The sequence below is a fragment of the Amycolatopsis sp. NPDC004378 genome (assembly GCF_053602455.1).
The window spans coordinates 1-14448 of the sequence record NZ_JBSGDR010000006.1 but is presented as its reverse complement, the minus strand read 5'-3'; the positions used below and the strand labels follow the sequence as shown (position 1 = coordinate 14448).

Sequence of the window (14448 nt, the reverse complement as noted above, 5' to 3'; positions counted from 1 at the left end):
ACTCTTTCAGACGATCACGCGGGGACGCCAACACCCTTCAGCTTCGCCAGCTCCTCGGCGACGTCGAAGCCCGGCTCGGGGAACTCCGGCTTGAGCTCGGTGAGGGTCTCGATGAGCAGTTCGGCGACGGCCCAGTTCCGGTACCACTTGTGGTCGGCGGGCACGACGTGCCACGGCGCGTGGCCGGTCGAGGTCTTCTTGAAGATGTCGGCGTAGGCCTCCTGGTACGCCGGCCAGTGCGAGCGCGCCTCGAGGTCGCCCGGGTTGTACTTCCAGTGCTTCTCGGGCGTCTCCAGCCGGGCCTTCAGCCGCTTGAGCTGCTCCTCCGGCGAGATGTGCAGGAACACCTTGACGACGGTCGTGCCCGCGTCGGCCAGCTCCTTCTCGAAGGCGTTGATCTCGGCGTAGCGGCGGCGGCGCTCGGTCGCCGTGAGCAGCCCGGTCACGCGCGGGACCAGGATGTCCTCGTAGTGCGAGCGGTCGAACACGCCGATCTGGCCCGGGACGGGCAGCTGCTTGCGGATGCGCCAGAGGTAGTGGTGCCGGCGCTCGGCGGGCGTCGGCGCCTTGAACCCCGCGTAGCGGACACCCATCGGGTTGACCAGGCCGAGCACGTGCGAGACCGTGCCGCCCTTGCCGGAGGTGTCCATGCCCTGCAGCACCAGCAGCAGGCTGCGGGAGCCGCCGCCGACGCCCTCGGCGTAGAGCGCCTCCTGCAGCCGGGACAGCCGCGCGCCGGCGTCGTCCAGCTTGGCGAGGGCCTTGGGCTTCTTGCCGGGGCCGATCGGGGCCGACCCCGGGTCCGGCAGCTCCGCGCCGACGCGCAGCGCGGTCCGGACCCGGCTTCCCGTCGTTTCCTTTTTGGCCATCCGGAGACGATAACGACTCAGGCGGCGGCTTTCTCGGCGAACAGTTTCAGCAGCCCGCCGTGTCCTCCGTCGGTGGAGACGCCGTCGCGGACCTTCCGCGCCGTGGCACCGTGCCGTTCGAAGGCCCGGTGCTCCAGTTCGACGCGCGTCGCTCCCGGGCCCTCTTCGACGAACCGGACCTCGATCTCGCTCGCGTGCGCGGGGTCCGGGTCGACCTTCCAGTCGCCGTCGATCCGCCACGACAGGACCACCCGGGCGGGTGGCTCCCAGACGAGCACCTCGCCCCACTGGCACTCGGCGCCGTCGACGGTCTTTTCGTACCAGCGGCCGCCCTGCTTCGGCTCCATGACGGCTTCGGCGAGGTCGGCGTCGCCCAGGTGGTGTTCGCGCGGCCACCAGCTGTCGAAGGCCTCCGTGTAGGTCTTGAACGCGTGCTCGCGCGAGCACGCGACGGTGATCGTCTTGCGGATCGGTTCGAGGGTCATGGCTGCTCCTCTTCGGTGGATTCGGCTAGTTCGGCGAAGGAGCGAAGCGCGTCCGACCACATCCGGTCGAGGTAGGCGCGCACCGCGGCGATGCCGTCGGGCTCGAGGCGGTAAAGCCGCTTCGTGCCCTCGGCCCGGTCCGCGACCAGGCCGGCCTCCTTGAGCACCTTGAGGTGCTGGGAGACGGCCGGGCGGCTGATCGGCAGGTGCGCGGCCAGCTCCCCGACCGCGCGCGGCCCGTCGCGGAGCGCTTCGACGATCGCGCGCCGCGACGGGTCGGCCAGCGCGGCCAGCTGGTCGCTTCCGTAAGTCGCCACGAACCGTAAGTTACGACTTACCAATAAGCTCGTCAACAGCCGTGCATCGTTTCGGGGGTATCGGCCGGGTATTGCGCAACGAACGACGGGTGAAAGCAACGATTCCCGGCTGAACTCTGCGTCTTCTGCCTTTAACCTGAACGCATGACGACGTTCGCCGGCCGGGAGGCCGCCGCCCCGACCGCCGCGAGCTTCATCGAGCTCGACGAGCGGTGGAGCACGCACAACTACCACCCGCTGCCCGTCGTGATCGCCGAAGCGTCCGGCGCTTCCGTGACCGACGTCGAAGGCCGGTCCTACCTGGACTTCCTGTCCGGCTACTCGGCGCTGAACTTCGGCCACCGCCACCCGGACCTGGTCGCCGCCGCGGTCGAGCAGCTCGGCCGCGTCACGCTGACGTCGCGGGCGTTCCACCACGACCAGCTGGGCCTGTTCTGCCGGGAGCTGGCCGAGCTGACCGGCACCGAGCTGGTGCTGCCGATGAACTCGGGCGCCGAGGCCGTCGAATCGGCCGTCAAGGTCGCGCGCAAGTGGGCCCACCAGGTCAAGGGCGTCCCGGACGGCACCGCCGAGATCATCGTCGCCGGCTCCAACTTCCACGGCCGGACCACGACCATCGTGTCGTTCTCGACCGACGAGACCGCGCGCGCCGACTTCGGCCCCTTCACGCCGGGCTTCGTCACGGTCAAGTACGGCGACGCGGCCGCGCTGCGCGACGCGATCACCCCGCGCACGGCCGCCGTGCTGCTGGAGCCGGTGCAGGGCGAGGCCGGCGTCATCGTGCCGCCGGAGGGCTACTTCGCCGACGTCCGCGCGGCCTGCGACTCCCACGGCGTGCTGCTGATCGCCGACGAGATCCAGTCCGGGCTGGCCCGCACCGGCACCGTGCTGGCGCTGGACCACGAAGGCGTCCGCGCCGACGTCTACACCCTCGGCAAGGCCCTCGGCGGCGGCATCCTGCCGGTGTCCGCGGTGGTCGGCCGCCGCGACGTGCTGGGCGTGCTGAAGCCGGGTGAGCACGGCTCGACGTTCGGCGGCAACCCGCTGGCCTGCGCGGTCGGGCGCGCCGTGATCCGCCTGCTGGCCACCGGCGAGTTCCAGCGGCGCTCGACGGAGCTGGGCGCCCACCTGCGGACGCGGCTGGAGTCGCTGATCGGCGGCGGCCTGTCCGAGGTCCGCGGCCGCGGGCTCTGGGCCGGCATCGACATCGCGCCGGGCGGGCCGTCGGGCCGCGAGGCGTCGGAGGCGCTGGCCGCACGGGGCGTGCTGTGCAAGGAGACGCACGAGCGCACGCTGCGCGTCGCGCCGCCGCTGGTGATCACGCGCGAGGAGCTGGACCGCGGCATCGACGCGATCGCCGAGGTCATCCGCCCCTGAGACGTCCGGATGCCGCCGGGTGAGCCTCCCGCCCCGGCGGCATCCGGAGCACAACGGGAGCAGAACGTCCCCTTCGGACGTTGTGCCCGGTATGGGATCAGGGGAGCGCCCGCTCGTGGGCACCGACAGCGTCACCCCGGCCGAGCTGTACGAGCGGGGGAAGCGGCTGCGGGAGAAGACGCCGCTCACGGCGCACGACCACGAGGCCGCCGCCGAAGACCGGCCGAGCGCGAAGCAGTACTTCGAGGCCTCCAACCGAGGACGGCTCCCGGACCTGGTCGCACTGCGCCGGGAGCGGATGCTCGCGTCGCCGTTCACGTTCTTCCGCGGTGCCGCCGGGCTGATGGGCGCCGACCTCGCCGGTACTCCGTCGTCCGGGCTGACCGCGCAGCTCTGCGGCGACGCGCACGCCGCCAACTTCGGGCTCTACGGCACGCCCGAAGGCAAGATCGTGATGGACATCAACGACTTCGACGAGACCGTGCCGGGCCCGTGGGAGTGGGACCTCAAGCGGCTCGCCGCCAGCCTCGTGCTCGCCGGCCGCGAGGGCGGCATCGGCCAGTCCGGGTGCCGCGAAGCCGCCGAAGACGCCGTGAAGTCCTACCGGCGGACCATCCGCGCGCTGGCCGACCTGCCGTTCCTGCGCTCGTGGAACGCCCTGCCGGACTCCTCGGTGCTGTCGAAGGCCCGCGCGGACGAGCTGATCGACGACTTCGCCGACGCCGCCGAGAAGGCCCGCAAGAACACCAGCGCGAAGGTCGCCGCGAAGTGGACCGAGCGCGTCGACGACCACGAGACCGGCCTGGAGCGGCACCGGTTCGTCGAGGACCCGCCGGTGCTGACGCACGTCGGCGAGCGGACCGCCGACGCCGTCGCCGCCGGGCTGGTGTCCTATGTGGACACCCTGCGGGAGTCGCGGCGGACGCTGCTCGGCCGGTACCGGCTCGCCGACGTCGCCTTCCGGGTGGTCGGCACGGGCAGCGTCGGGCTGCGCAGCTACGTCGTCCTGCTGCACGGCAACGACGACGAAGACCTCGTGCTGCAGGTGAAACAGGCCCAGCGGCCCGCCCTCGCGCCCTACCTGGACCTCGAACCGGCCGGGCACGAAGGGCGGCGGATCGTCGACGGCGCCCGGCTCGTCCAGGCCGAGACCGACATCCTGCTCGGCTGGACGACCATCGACGGCGTCCCGTTCATCGTCCGCCAGTTCCGGAACCTCAAGGGCGACATCGACCCGGCGGAGCTGGAGAAGGACCACCTCGACGACTACGGCAGGCTCGCGGGCGCGCTGCTCGCCCGCGCCCACACGCGGTCGCTGCACCCGAAGCTGCTCGCCGGCTACTTCGCCGACGACGAAGACCTCGACGAATCCATGGGCGCGTACGCCGTGCGGTACGCCGACCGGACGGAAGCCGACCACGCCGCCTTCTCGGCGAACTGACCGGACCGGAACCGGGCCGAGCCCGGAGGAGGCAGCGGGCCGGGGACGCGAACTACCCGAAGCAGCGGGGAATCACGGAACTCATCCGGCCGTGAGCAGGTCGACGACGTCGGCCGCGCAGCCCCAGGCCAAGGTGATCCCCGAACCCCCGTGGCCGTAGCAGTGCACGACGTCGCCCGCCCGCTCCAGCCGCACGATCGGGCGGAACGGCCGCAGGCCCACCACCGACCGCAGGACCTCCGCCCCCGCCAACGCCGGCACCAGCTCGCGGCACCGGCGCACGATGTCCTTCGTCACGCCCGGGTTCGGCTCGACGTCGGCGCGGCCCGGCTCCTCCGTGCCGCCGCAGACCACGTGGCCGCCGTGCGGGATGACGTACGTGACGCCCGGGCCCGTCTCGTCGACCACGAACTCCGTCAGGCCCGGGTCGGTCAGGTGCACGACCTGGCCGCCGATCGGGACCATCGAGCCGTCGCCCGCCAGGCGGCCCGCGCCGAGGCCCGCCGCGTTGACCACGACGCCGAGGCCCGACAACGTCGTCAGCGGCCGGTACTCGACGCGCACGCCGAGCGCGATCACCTGCGTGAGCAACCACTCCAGGTACACCGGCGTGTCGACCAGGGCCGTCGTGAACACCAGGTCGCCGCCGTCGCGGACCGGGTCGACCATCGCCGGCAGCCACTGCGGCTCCGGCTCCCCCGAAGCCAGCAGGACCCGGCCGCGGCGGAAGCGCACGCCCGGCGCCTCCTGCTCCCGCAGCACCTTCAGGGTCTCGGCGGTCCAGCGGACGATCCGCTTGTCCGGGCGGCGCACCGGCGGGTACAGCACCCCGCCCGCCACCGCCGACGTCGACTCCCCCGGACCGGCCTCCGCGACGACCGTCACGTCGTGTCCCGCACCGGCCAGCCGGTACGCGCAGCTCAGGCCGATGATCCCGGCCCCCGCCACCGTGATGCGCATCTGTTCCTCCTCCCTTCGCATCGTCGCAGACGGCCGCTTCGCACCGGCCCGGCTACCCTCGCGCGGGTGAGGACGATCCGGGTGCCGGCCGCGGTCTGCGGGCTGCTCGCGCTGCTGCTGGGGCTGCCGTTCGCGGGCGGGAGCACGCCCGGGGCGCTCGACGCCGTCGTCGCCGGGTGGACGGCGCACCTGGGCCCGGGTGTCCTGACCGCGCTGGTCTTCCCGACCGAGCCGTACGTCGTGGCCGCGCTGGCCCTCCTGGCCGTCGTCCTGTGCCTGCGCGCGGGGCGGCGGGTCGACGCCGTGCTGGCGCTCGCCGCGCCGCTGCTGGCGATCGCGCTGACCGGCTGGGTGCTGAAGCCGCTCTACGACCGCTGGAAGAACGACACGCTCGTCTACCCGAGCGGGCACACGGTGAGCCTGGTCGCCGTGCTGACGGTCCTCGTGCTCGTGACGCGCCGGGTGGTCGTCGTCGTGCTCGCCGCACTGGCCCTGGTGGCCGCGACGACCGGGCTGGTCGGCCTCGGCTACCACTACCTCACCGACGTCGCCGGCGGGACGCTCTTCGCGGTCGCCGTCGTGCTGCTCACGTGGTCGGTGCCGCGTCCCGAGCCAGCGCGGTCAGCCGGCTGACCGCGCGCAGGTACTTCTTGCGGTAGCCGCCGTTCACCATCTCCTCGGTGAACAGCGACGGCAGCGGCTCGCCCGAGACGACGACCGGGATCGCGCGGTCGTAGAGCCGGTCGGCGAACGCGACCAGCCGCAGCGCCACGTTCTGGTCCGGTGCCGGGTGGACGCCGCGCAGGTGCACGCGGGTGACGCCGTCGAGCAGCCGCCCGTAGCGCGAAGGGTGCAGTTCGGCCAGGTGCGCGCACAGCGCGTCGAAGTCGTCCACAGTGGACCCTTCGTGTGCGGCGGCCGACGCCTCCAGCGCCTCGGGCGTGACCGGCGGCGGCGCGTCCGGCAGGCCGCGGTGGCGGTAGTCGGGGCCGTCGACGCGCACCACGCCGAACCGCGCCGACAGGGACTGGATCTCGCGCAGGAAGTCCTCGGCGGCGAACCGGCCCTCGCCGAGCTTCTCCGGCAGCGTGTTCGACGTCGCCGCGACGTACACGCCCGCGTCCATCAGCTCCTGCAGCAGCCGCGTGACCAGCGTCGTGTCGCCCGGGTCGTCCAGCTCGAACTCGTCGATGGCGAGGATCCGGTGCTCCGACAGCCGCCGGACGGCCTCGGCGAAGCCCAGCGCGCCGACCAGGTGGGTCAGCTCGACGAAGGTGCCGTACGCCTTGGGCGAGGGCGCCGCGTGCCACGTCGAGGCGAGCAGGTGGGTCTTGCCGACGCCGAACCCGCCGTCGAGGTAGAGGCCCATCGGCCCGGCCGGCTCCGGCGACCCGCCGAAGAGCTTGAAGCGCTTCTTCTCCTTGCGCGGGCCCACCTTGGCCGCGAACGCCGAGCACGCCTCGACCGCGGCGGCCTGGCTCGGCTCGTCTGGGTTCGGGAGGTAGGTCCCGAACCGGACCGCGTCGAAGCGCGGCGGCGGCACCAGCGCGCCGATCAGCTCGTCGGCGGACAGCTCGGGACGGCGGTCGGTGAGGTGCGCGGGCATGGTCGCAGAGCCTAACGGCGCGGCTCGCCCCGTCGGGTGGCGATGTCCCCCGGTCGAGACGCACTTCACGCCCGTGCTGGGATTGTCGCGTGCGGAGTGTGTGGCCCTCTTCGACGGGCGAGCTGACCGGGGAAGACCTCGAAGGGATCTACGCCTACCCGGCGGATCTCGACCGGCCGTGGGTGCAGGTCAACTTCGTCGCTTCCGCCGACGGCGCCGTCGAGGTCGACACCACCTCGGCGGGCCTGTCCCACGCCGCCGACCGCCGGGTGTTCCTGCTCGGGCGCGACCTCGCCGACGTCATCCTGGTCGGTGCCGGGACCGCTCGCGCCGAGGACTACCGCGGGGTGCTCGCGGGCCCGAAACGCCTCGAGCGCCGTCGCCGGCTGGGGTTCGCCGGCGTGCCGCCGATCGCCGTCGTGACCCGCACCGCCGACCTCGACCCGGCGTCGCGGCTGTTCACCGAAACCGTCGTGCCCCCGATCGTGGTCACCACGGAGACCGCGGCGACCGGGCACCTCGAAGCCGCGGGCGCGGAGATCCTGCGGGCCGGGGACACCGAGGTCGACGTCCGCCGCGCGCTGGACCTGCTGGCCGCCCGCGGCCTGCGCCGGGTCGCCTGCGAAGGCGGGGCGCGGCTGTTCGGCCAGCTGATCGCCGCCGACCTCGTCGACCAGCTGTGCCTCACCGTCGCGCCGCTGCTCGTGGCCGGGCCGGCGTCGCGCGTCGCCGTGGGGCCCGGCGCCGTGCCGCGGCGGCTCGCACTGGCGTCGATCCTGGTCGAGGACGGCTTCACCCTGCTGCGCTACCGCCGGGGCGCCGGGTGACCGAGGACGCCGAACTGGTCACGCGCGCCGCGGCCGGGGACGACGCCGCGTTCGGCGCGCTGGTGCGCCGGCACACCCCGCGGATGTACCGCGTCGCGCTGCGGATCACCGGCAGCGCGGCCGAAGCCGAGGACGTGGTCCAGGATTCGTGGCTCGCCGCGTGGCGCGCGCTCGGCGCGTTCCGGCAGGAGTCCGCGGTGTCGACCTGGCTCTACCGCGTGGTCACCAACAGCGCGCTGGCGCTGCTGCGGCGGCGACGGCCCACGGTCTCCCTCGACGAGCCGGCCGACCGGTCCACTGTGGACACCGCACTGCTCGCCGCGGCGGTCCCCGGCCCCGAAGGCCGGGTCGTGCGGGCCGAGGAGGTCGACGCCGTGCTGCGCGCGATCGGCCGCCTGGAGGTGTCCCAGCGGGTGCCGCTGGTGCTGCGCGAACTGGAGGGTTTGAGCTACGAAGAGGTCGCGGAAGTGCTCGACGTGAACGTCGGCGCCTTGCGCTCCCGGCTGCACCGCGCCAGGGTGGCCCTGTTCGCCGAGTTGAGGGAGCGGTGATGGCACCGGAACAGGACCCGGAGCGGGACCCCCGCTGGGACGCCGTGCGCGCGGCCGCCCGCCGCCGGGTGCCGACGCCGCCCGGCCTGGTCGAACGCGTGCTGCGGGCCGTCGCGCGCGGCCGCCGGACGGCGGTCGAGGTGCCCGGCGGGGAAGGCCGCCTGAGCGTGACCGAAAACGTCGTCGTGCGGCTCGCGTCGGCGATCGCCGCCGAGCGGGCACCCGACGGGGTGCGGGTTTCGGCCGTCGCCCTCGAGGACGACGCCGTGCAGGTGCTGGTGTCGGTCCGGTTCGGCGTCGCCGCCGACGCGGCCGCCGAGGGGCTGCGGCGGGAGATCACCGGCGAGCTGTCCCGTCAACTCGGGACAGCAACGACGGTGAACGTGCACGTCGTCGACGTCCACCCCGGCTGACCACTCCCCCGATCGGGTGAGGTTGCGTGAGGGTTCCGTCCTCCCGGGCATCGTAAGGGCGAGAGACCCCGCGAGAGGAGCCCGCACGCATGCACCCGGAACGGACCGAGAGCCCCGGCACCGTGACCCCGCTCAACGAGGAAGGCGCCGCCGGCCGCACCACGATCTCGTCGCTGGTCGTGCAGAAGGTGGCCGGCCTGGCCACCCGCGAGGTCGCCGGCGTGCACGCGCTGGGCGGCGGCGGGGTGTCCCGCGCGATCGGCGCGCTGCGCGAGCGGATCCCCGGCTCCGGCACGGTCAGCACCACCGGCGTGGCGGTGGAGGTCGGCGAGAAGCAGACCGCGATCGACCTCGACGTGATCGTCGAGTACGGCGCCCGCATCGCCGATGTCGCCCGCGCGGTGCGGCGCAACGTGATCACCGCGGTCGAGCAGATCACCGGCCTCGAGGTGATCGAGGTCAACATCGCCGTGAACGACATCCACCTGCCGGGCGAGGAGGAACCGGAATCGACGCGGGTGGAGTGACCGGGCGCGACGACCCGGAAGGCCGCGCGGCCTTCCGGGCGTTCGTGCGCGCGCACCACCCGGACGTCGGCGGCGACCCGGACGTGTTCGCCGAAGGTGTGGCCCGGTTCCGCGCCGGGTCCGATGGGGACTCCCGCTTCGACGCTCCGATCACCTTCGTCGCCCGCCGGCGGCGCCGCCGCTTCTTCGCCCGCTTCCGCCGCCGCGCACCCCGGGTGCGGTGACCGCACCTTTCCGTACCGTCCAAGGAGGACATGTGAACGCAACGCAGACCGGGCTCCTGGCCGGGCTGATCCTCGGCCTGGCCGCGACCCAGGGGTTCACCGCGTTCCTGGTGACCCTGGCCGTCGGCATCATCGGCCTGGTCGCCGGCCGGGTCCTCGACGGCGAGCTCGACCTCGGCGAGCTCTTCGGCAAGGGCCGCGACAAGTGAGCCGCGTCCTGGACGTGCCGCGCGAGCTCGCCGAACCGGCCGAGCGCGGCACGCTCACCGTCGGGCACGCGGTGGTGCGCAAGGTCGCGCAGCACGCCGCCGACCAGGTCCCGGGCACCTCGCACGCCGCCAAGAAGGGCGCGAAGGCGAAGGTCGGCGGCGTCGACAACGACGTCGACCTCGCGCTGGACCTGGCCCTGCAGTACCCCGTGCCGGTGCGCACCGTCGTCGGCGTCGTGCGGGAGAAGGTCACCGAAGAAGTCGAGCAGCTCACGGGCTACCACGTGCGCACCCTGGCCGTGACGGTGTCCGCGCTGCTGCCGGACGTGCCGCCGAGGGTGCGGTAGCCGTGCGCCTCTTCGTCCGCCTCCTGGCCACCCTGCTGGCCCTGGCTTTCGCGGCCGCCGGGGCGGTGCTCGCCCTCGAAGTCGGCTGGCACTGGTGGCGCCCGGGCTCGGGGCCGCTGCTGGTGCCGTGGCCGCGCTGGCAGGCCGAACTCGCGTCACTGGGCTGGGACGCCTACGCGGTGCGCGTCGGCGCCGGGGTGCTCGCCGCCGCGGGCCTGGTGCTGCTGCTGTGCGCGCTCACCGCCGGGAACCGCGCCATCCGGCTCACCGACCCGGCCGCCGAAGTGAGCGTCTCGACGTCGCCGCGGTCGCTGGCCCGGCTGGTCGGGCTCACCGTCCGCGCGCAGGACAACGTCGCCGGCGCGACGGTCACCGCGAGCGCCCGCAAGATCCGCGTCCGCGCCAAGAGCACCCTCGAGACCGAGGGCGAGCTGCGGCCGCGGCTGCTCGAAACGGTGTCGGCGCTGCTCGACGACGTCCCGCTGGTGCGGCGGCCGAAGGTCTCGGTCGTCGTCGACTCCCCCAAGGACCGCCGATGAGCAGGACCGTCGCCGCGAAGGCGCTTTCCCGGTCGTACGCGGGCGAACGCACGCTGACGTTCCTCGTCGGGCTGCTCGCCCTGCTCGGCGGGGCCATGGCCCTGGTGGTCGGCTTCGGCGTGCTCGGCGAGTTCCGCGGCCGCCGTCCGCTGCTCGACCCGCTGGCCGTCGAGTGGCTCGGCGCGCACGCCACGCCCGCGCGGATCGCCGCGATCGTGCTCGGTGTCCTGCTGCTCGTGCTCGGCCTGCGGGGCACGGTCCGCGCGCTGCGCCCGGAACCGCGGCCCGACCTGGACCTCGACCGCGAAGAGGGCGCCGAGCTGGTCGTCACCGCCGCCGCGATCTCGGGCGCGGTCCAGGCCGACGCGGAGCAGCTCGCCGGCGTCAGCCGGGCCCGGGTGCGCGCGGTCGGCTCGCAGACGTCTCCCGCCTTGCGCATCACGCTGTGGCTGCACGAGGGCACCGACCTCAAGAGCGTCTGGGCGGACCTCGACGGCCGCGTGCTGACCAGGGCCCGCGAGGCGCTCGGCCTGGACGTCCTGCCCACCGCCGTCCGCCTCGAGCTCGACACGACCCGGCCGAAACGCGTGCGCTGAGCGGCCGTGTTCCGCAGAATGCGGGCATGCCCCTACCGCTGCAGCCGCCGCTGAAGCCGATGCTCGCCAAGCCCGCGAAGGCCATCCCGGACTCCGGCGGCCTGCTGTTCGAGCCGAAGTGGGACGGCTTCCGCTGCATCGTCTTCCGCGACGGCGACGAGCTGTACCTGCAGTCCCGCGCGGAAAAGCCGCTCAACCGGTACTTCCCCGAGGCCGTCTCCCGGCTGCTGGAGACGCTGCCGCCGCGGGTCGTGCTGGACGGCGAGCTCGTCGTCGCGCGCGGCGGCCGGCTCGACTTCGACGCGCTCACCGAGCGGATCCACCCCGCCGAAAGCCGCATCACGCTGCTGGCCGCCGAACAGCCCGCCGAGTTCGTCGCCTTCGACCTGCTGGCCCTCGGCGACGAGTCGGTGCTCGACCTGCCGACGACGGTGCGCCGCGAGCGGCTCGCCGAACTGGCCGGCGACCGCTTCGCGCTGACCCCGGCCACCACCGAACCGGACACCGCGCGGCACTGGTTCGAGCTGTTCGAGGGCGCTGGCCTCGACGGCGTCATCGGCAAGCCCCTCGACGAGCCGTACACGCCCGGCAAGCGCGTGATGCTCAAGTACAAGCACGTCCGCACGGCCGACTGCGTGCTGGCCGGGCTGCGCTGGCACGTCGACGGCGGCCCGGGCGACCTCGTCGGCTCGTTCCTGCTCGGCCTGCATGACGAGGACGGCGTGCTGCACCACGTCGGGACCGTCGGATCGTTCCCGAAGGAGCGCCGCCGCGAGCTCGCCGAAGAGCTGGCGCCGCTCATCACCGACGGCGAGGACCACCCGTGGGGCGGCCTCGCGAAGGGCGAGGGCCAGCGCATCCCGGGCGGCATCACGCGCTGGCGCGCCACGGAGCACGAATGGGTGCCGCTGCGGCCCGAGCGCGTCGTCGAAGTGGCCTACGAGAACACCGAAGGCGGGATGCCGTCGCGGTTCCGGCACAACGCGCGGTTCAAGCGCTGGCGGCCCGACCGCGAGCCCGCGTCGTGCGACTACAGCCAGCTCGACGAGCCGGCCCGCTACGACCTCGACGCCGTGTTCCGCGGCCAGGTGGTGCGGACCCGCTAACCCGCGTCCCACACCGGCCGTGCGAAGCTCGACCGTGCTGCTGCCCTTGATCGACGTGAGGACCTCGCCCGTGCGCCGCCGCCGTACCCGTCTCCTGGTCGCGCTGCTCGCCCTGGCCTCCGCCGCGGGCTGCGCCGCGGGGCCGTCGGTCCGGCCGGCCCTGGTCGAGAACGACGGCAAGTCGACGGCCGCCACCCCGACCGGAACGCCGTCGGTGCCGCTGCCGCCGCTGGGCGAACCGCAGTCGCCGTCGCTGAAGTGGGCCGACTGCGACGACGACACCCGGCAGCGCATCGGCACCCCCGGCGTCCCGGACACCCTGCACTTCACCTGCGCCCGGGTCACCGCGGCGCTCGACGCGCCCGGCGAGGCCCGCCGGTCGGTGGTGCGGCTGCTGGCGGTGAAGGTCGGGACCGGGCCGGTGCCGCTGGTCGTGGTCAACGACGTCGACGGCGAACCGGGCACGGTCTACGCCGCGCGGCTGGCCGCCACGCTGCCGCCGGCGTTCCTGGAGAAGTTCTCGCTGATCGGCCTCGACCGGCGGGGCACCGGGCTCTCGGGCGCCGTGCAGTGCGTGCCCCCCGAGATCCGGCCGGACCTGATCGAAGCCGACCCGGCGCAGGGCGACCTGCAGGGCGTCCTCGACGCGGCGCGCAAGGCCGGTCAGCAGTGCGCGATCGAGCTGGACGACTCCCAGACCGCGCTCGACAGCTGGCGGACCGCGGGCGACCTCGACGAGCTGCGCAAGGCACTGGGCATGGAGAAGCTCGACGCGCTCGGCCGCGGCGACGGCTCGAAGGTGCTCTCCGAGTACGCCGTCCGCTTCCCCGGCCAGGTCGGCCGGCTGGTCCTCGACGGCGTCCCCGACCCGGGCGCCGACACCGCGGCGGTGCTCGACGCGGTCGCCGCCGGCGCGCAGTCCACGTTGGACGCCTTCGGCTCCGACTGCGCGGCCCGCGGCTGCGCCCTCGGCGACCCGAAGGCGGCCCTGGCGGCGCTCGCCGACCGGCTGCGGAGCACGCCGCCGACGACCGACGACGGCGTCGTGTTCGGCCCGGGCGTCGCGATGTTCGCCGTCTACTCGGGACTCACGCAGCGTTCGCGCTGGCCGGAGCTGGCGGACGCGATCGCGGCGGCCCGGTCGGGGGACATCGCGCCGCTGGCCGCGTTCGCCGCGCCGGTGCTGCACGACACGCGCGCCCAGCCGTCACGGCTCGACGCCGCCATCGCGACCCGCTGCAACGACAGCCAGACGCGGCTCTCGGCCGACCAGCTCGACCAGGTCGCGGCCGGGATGCGGGCGAAGTACCCCCAGTTCGGCGCGGTCGTCGCGCAGCAGCTGGCGTGGTGCGGGCCGTGGCCGGTGCGGACCGAGCCGCTGCCGGCGCCGGGCGTGCAGGGCGTCCCGCCGATCCTGGTCGCGGCCACCGCGACCGACCCGGTGACCCCGCAGGTCGGCAGCACCCGCGCGGCCGACCAGATGCCCTCGGCCGTCACGATCACGTGGCAGGGCGCAGGCCACGGCGCAGTCGGCACGTCACCCTGCGTCACCGACGCGGCCCGCGCCTTCCTGATCGACGGCAAAATCCCCGCCGACGGCACCCTCTGCCCCGCCTGAAGGGGCATCGCACGTGATCAGAGAGGCATCACACGTGCTTGAGGAGGCATCACGTGTGTGGAGTTGCCCCGGTGAGGCGGACACGGGGTTTTCAGGCAGCTGAGGCTTGAGCGTAGTGGTTGATGCGGGTTTCGGTGGGGGTGTTGTGACCGACGGTGGAGTGCAGCCTCGTGTGGTTGTAGTAGTGCAGCCAGGTGAACACGTCCTGGCGGGCTGCGGCGCGGGTGGGCCAGATTGTGGTGCCGATTTCGGTCTTCAACGTGGCGAAGAAGGCTTCGGCGACGGCGTTGTCGTAGCAGGACCCGACCCGCCCGACCGAGGGCCGGATCTTGTGTTGGGCAAGAGCGGCCCGGAACTGGCTCGAGGTGTATTGGACCCCGCGGTCGGAGTGGAAGACCGCGTCATCGTTGATGAGGCCGCGGGCGGTGGCGAGGTC

The 14448-nt window shown here is 73.6% G+C and carries 20 protein-coding genes; 14 read left to right on the top strand and 6 right to left on the bottom strand.

Features of this window, described 5'->3' with window-relative positions; all coding sequences use genetic code 11:
* Nucleotides 1–14 precede the first annotated feature (14 nt).
* The 3 genes from ACWEN0_RS20040 to ACWEN0_RS20030 are packed head-to-tail and all read right to left on the bottom strand — an operon-like array spanning nucleotide 15 to nucleotide 1671.
* The gene (locus ACWEN0_RS20040) at nucleotides 15–869 is read right to left on the bottom strand and encodes a PPK2 family polyphosphate kinase (RefSeq protein WP_451975285.1); all 855 of its coding nucleotides are present in this window, start codon (nucleotides 867–869) and stop codon (nucleotides 15–17) included.
* Between the two features lie 17 nt (nucleotides 870–886).
* Complete coding sequence (locus ACWEN0_RS20035) at nucleotides 887–1354, bottom strand: SRPBCC family protein (RefSeq protein ID WP_451975282.1); 468 nt, start codon at nucleotides 1352–1354, stop codon at nucleotides 887–889.
* Nucleotides 1351–1671, bottom strand: a complete 321-nt coding sequence (locus ACWEN0_RS20030; RefSeq protein WP_451975279.1) for an ArsR/SmtB family transcription factor — start codon at nucleotides 1669–1671, stop codon at nucleotides 1351–1353. The genes ACWEN0_RS20035 and ACWEN0_RS20030 overlap by 4 nt, the downstream gene beginning before the upstream one ends.
* A 144-nt stretch (nucleotides 1672–1815) precedes the next feature.
* On the opposite strand from ACWEN0_RS20030, the gene rocD reads away from it, so the two are divergent.
* Both rocD and ACWEN0_RS20020 read left to right on the top strand, forming a co-directional pair.
* Nucleotides 1816–3048 (top strand): ornithine--oxo-acid transaminase, encoded by a 1233-nt coding sequence (rocD, locus tag ACWEN0_RS20025; protein WP_451975276.1) that lies wholly within the window; start codon nucleotides 1816–1818, stop codon nucleotides 3046–3048.
* Nucleotides 3049–3139: 91 nt separating this feature from the next.
* Nucleotides 3140–4489: a DUF2252 domain-containing protein gene (locus ACWEN0_RS20020; RefSeq protein WP_451975273.1), complete on the top strand. Its 1350-nt coding sequence runs from the start codon at nucleotides 3140–3142 to the stop codon at nucleotides 4487–4489.
* An 81-nt stretch (nucleotides 4490–4570) separates the two neighbouring features.
* Here the strand turns inward: ACWEN0_RS20020 and ACWEN0_RS20015 are convergent, their stop codons facing one another.
* Nucleotides 4571–5449 carry an FAD-dependent oxidoreductase gene (locus ACWEN0_RS20015; protein WP_451975270.1) on the bottom strand — a complete coding sequence of 293 codons (879 nt, stop codon included), beginning with the start codon at nucleotides 5447–5449 and terminating at the stop codon, nucleotides 4571–4573.
* 81 nt (nucleotides 5450–5530) lie between these two features.
* On the opposite strand from ACWEN0_RS20015, the gene ACWEN0_RS20010 reads away from it, so the two are divergent.
* The gene (locus ACWEN0_RS20010) at nucleotides 5531–6082 is read left to right on the top strand and encodes a phosphatase PAP2 family protein (RefSeq protein ID WP_451976156.1); all 552 of its coding nucleotides are present in this window, start codon (nucleotides 5531–5533) and stop codon (nucleotides 6080–6082) included.
* Here the strand turns inward: ACWEN0_RS20010 and zapE are convergent.
* A complete protein-coding gene (gene zapE / locus ACWEN0_RS20005; RefSeq protein WP_451975267.1) occupies nucleotides 6036–7055 on the bottom strand; it encodes a cell division protein ZapE in 1020 nt (339 codons plus the stop codon). The two genes, ACWEN0_RS20010 and zapE, sit on opposite strands and share 47 nt — an antisense overlap.
* A gap of 89 nt (nucleotides 7056–7144) precedes the next feature.
* Between zapE and ACWEN0_RS20000 the strand changes: the two genes are divergently transcribed.
* The 11 genes from ACWEN0_RS20000 (at nucleotide 7145) to ACWEN0_RS19950 (ending at nucleotide 14012) form a co-directional block, all read left to right on the top strand.
* Nucleotides 7145–7882 (top strand): pyrimidine reductase family protein, encoded by a 738-nt coding sequence (locus tag ACWEN0_RS20000; RefSeq protein WP_451975264.1) that lies wholly within the window; start codon nucleotides 7145–7147, stop codon nucleotides 7880–7882.
* A complete protein-coding gene (locus tag ACWEN0_RS19995; protein ID WP_451975261.1) occupies nucleotides 7879–8433 on the top strand; it encodes an RNA polymerase sigma factor in 555 nt (184 codons plus the stop codon). Before ACWEN0_RS20000 ends, ACWEN0_RS19995 begins: the two co-directional genes overlap by 4 nt.
* Nucleotides 8433–8846, top strand: a complete 414-nt coding sequence (locus ACWEN0_RS19990; protein WP_451975258.1) for a hypothetical protein — start codon at nucleotides 8433–8435, stop codon at nucleotides 8844–8846. Before ACWEN0_RS19995 ends, ACWEN0_RS19990 begins: the two co-directional genes overlap by 1 nt.
* Before the next feature lie 89 nt (nucleotides 8847–8935).
* Nucleotides 8936–9373, top strand: a complete 438-nt coding sequence (locus ACWEN0_RS19985) for an Asp23/Gls24 family envelope stress response protein (RefSeq protein WP_451975255.1) — start codon at nucleotides 8936–8938, stop codon at nucleotides 9371–9373.
* Entirely contained in the window at nucleotides 9370–9597 is a 228-nt protein-coding gene (locus ACWEN0_RS19980) for a hypothetical protein (RefSeq protein ID WP_451975252.1), read from the top strand. Before ACWEN0_RS19985 ends, ACWEN0_RS19980 begins: the two co-directional genes overlap by 4 nt.
* A gap of 32 nt (nucleotides 9598–9629) precedes the next feature.
* Nucleotides 9630–9806, top strand: coding sequence for a hypothetical protein (locus ACWEN0_RS19975; RefSeq protein ID WP_013224542.1), 177 nt, complete (start codon nucleotides 9630–9632; stop codon nucleotides 9804–9806).
* Complete coding sequence (locus ACWEN0_RS19970) at nucleotides 9803–10153, top strand: Asp23/Gls24 family envelope stress response protein (RefSeq protein WP_451975250.1); 351 nt, start codon at nucleotides 9803–9805, stop codon at nucleotides 10151–10153. The genes ACWEN0_RS19975 and ACWEN0_RS19970 overlap by 4 nt, the downstream gene beginning before the upstream one ends.
* A 2-nt stretch (nucleotides 10154–10155) precedes the next feature.
* On the top strand, nucleotides 10156–10692 hold the full coding sequence (locus ACWEN0_RS19965; protein ID WP_451975247.1) for a DUF6286 domain-containing protein: 537 nt from the start codon (nucleotides 10156–10158) through the stop codon (nucleotides 10690–10692).
* The gene (locus ACWEN0_RS19960) at nucleotides 10689–11288 is read left to right on the top strand and encodes an alkaline shock response membrane anchor protein AmaP (protein ID WP_451975244.1); all 600 of its coding nucleotides are present in this window, start codon (nucleotides 10689–10691) and stop codon (nucleotides 11286–11288) included. The genes ACWEN0_RS19965 and ACWEN0_RS19960 overlap by 4 nt, the downstream gene beginning before the upstream one ends.
* A 26-nt stretch (nucleotides 11289–11314) precedes the next feature.
* Nucleotides 11315–12394 (top strand): ATP-dependent DNA ligase, encoded by a 1080-nt coding sequence (locus tag ACWEN0_RS19955; protein WP_451975241.1) that lies wholly within the window; start codon nucleotides 11315–11317, stop codon nucleotides 12392–12394.
* Nucleotides 12395–12464: 70 nt separating this feature from the next.
* Nucleotides 12465–14012 carry an alpha/beta hydrolase gene (locus ACWEN0_RS19950; RefSeq protein WP_451975238.1) on the top strand — a complete coding sequence of 516 codons (1548 nt, stop codon included), beginning with the start codon at nucleotides 12465–12467 and terminating at the stop codon, nucleotides 14010–14012.
* A 91-nt stretch (nucleotides 14013–14103) separates the two neighbouring features.
* On the opposite strand, the gene ACWEN0_RS19945 is transcribed toward ACWEN0_RS19950, so the two are convergent.
* Nucleotides 14104–14448, bottom strand: a 345-nt coding sequence (locus ACWEN0_RS19945; protein ID WP_451975235.1) for an integrase core domain-containing protein, incomplete at its 5' end; no start/stop codon positions are given.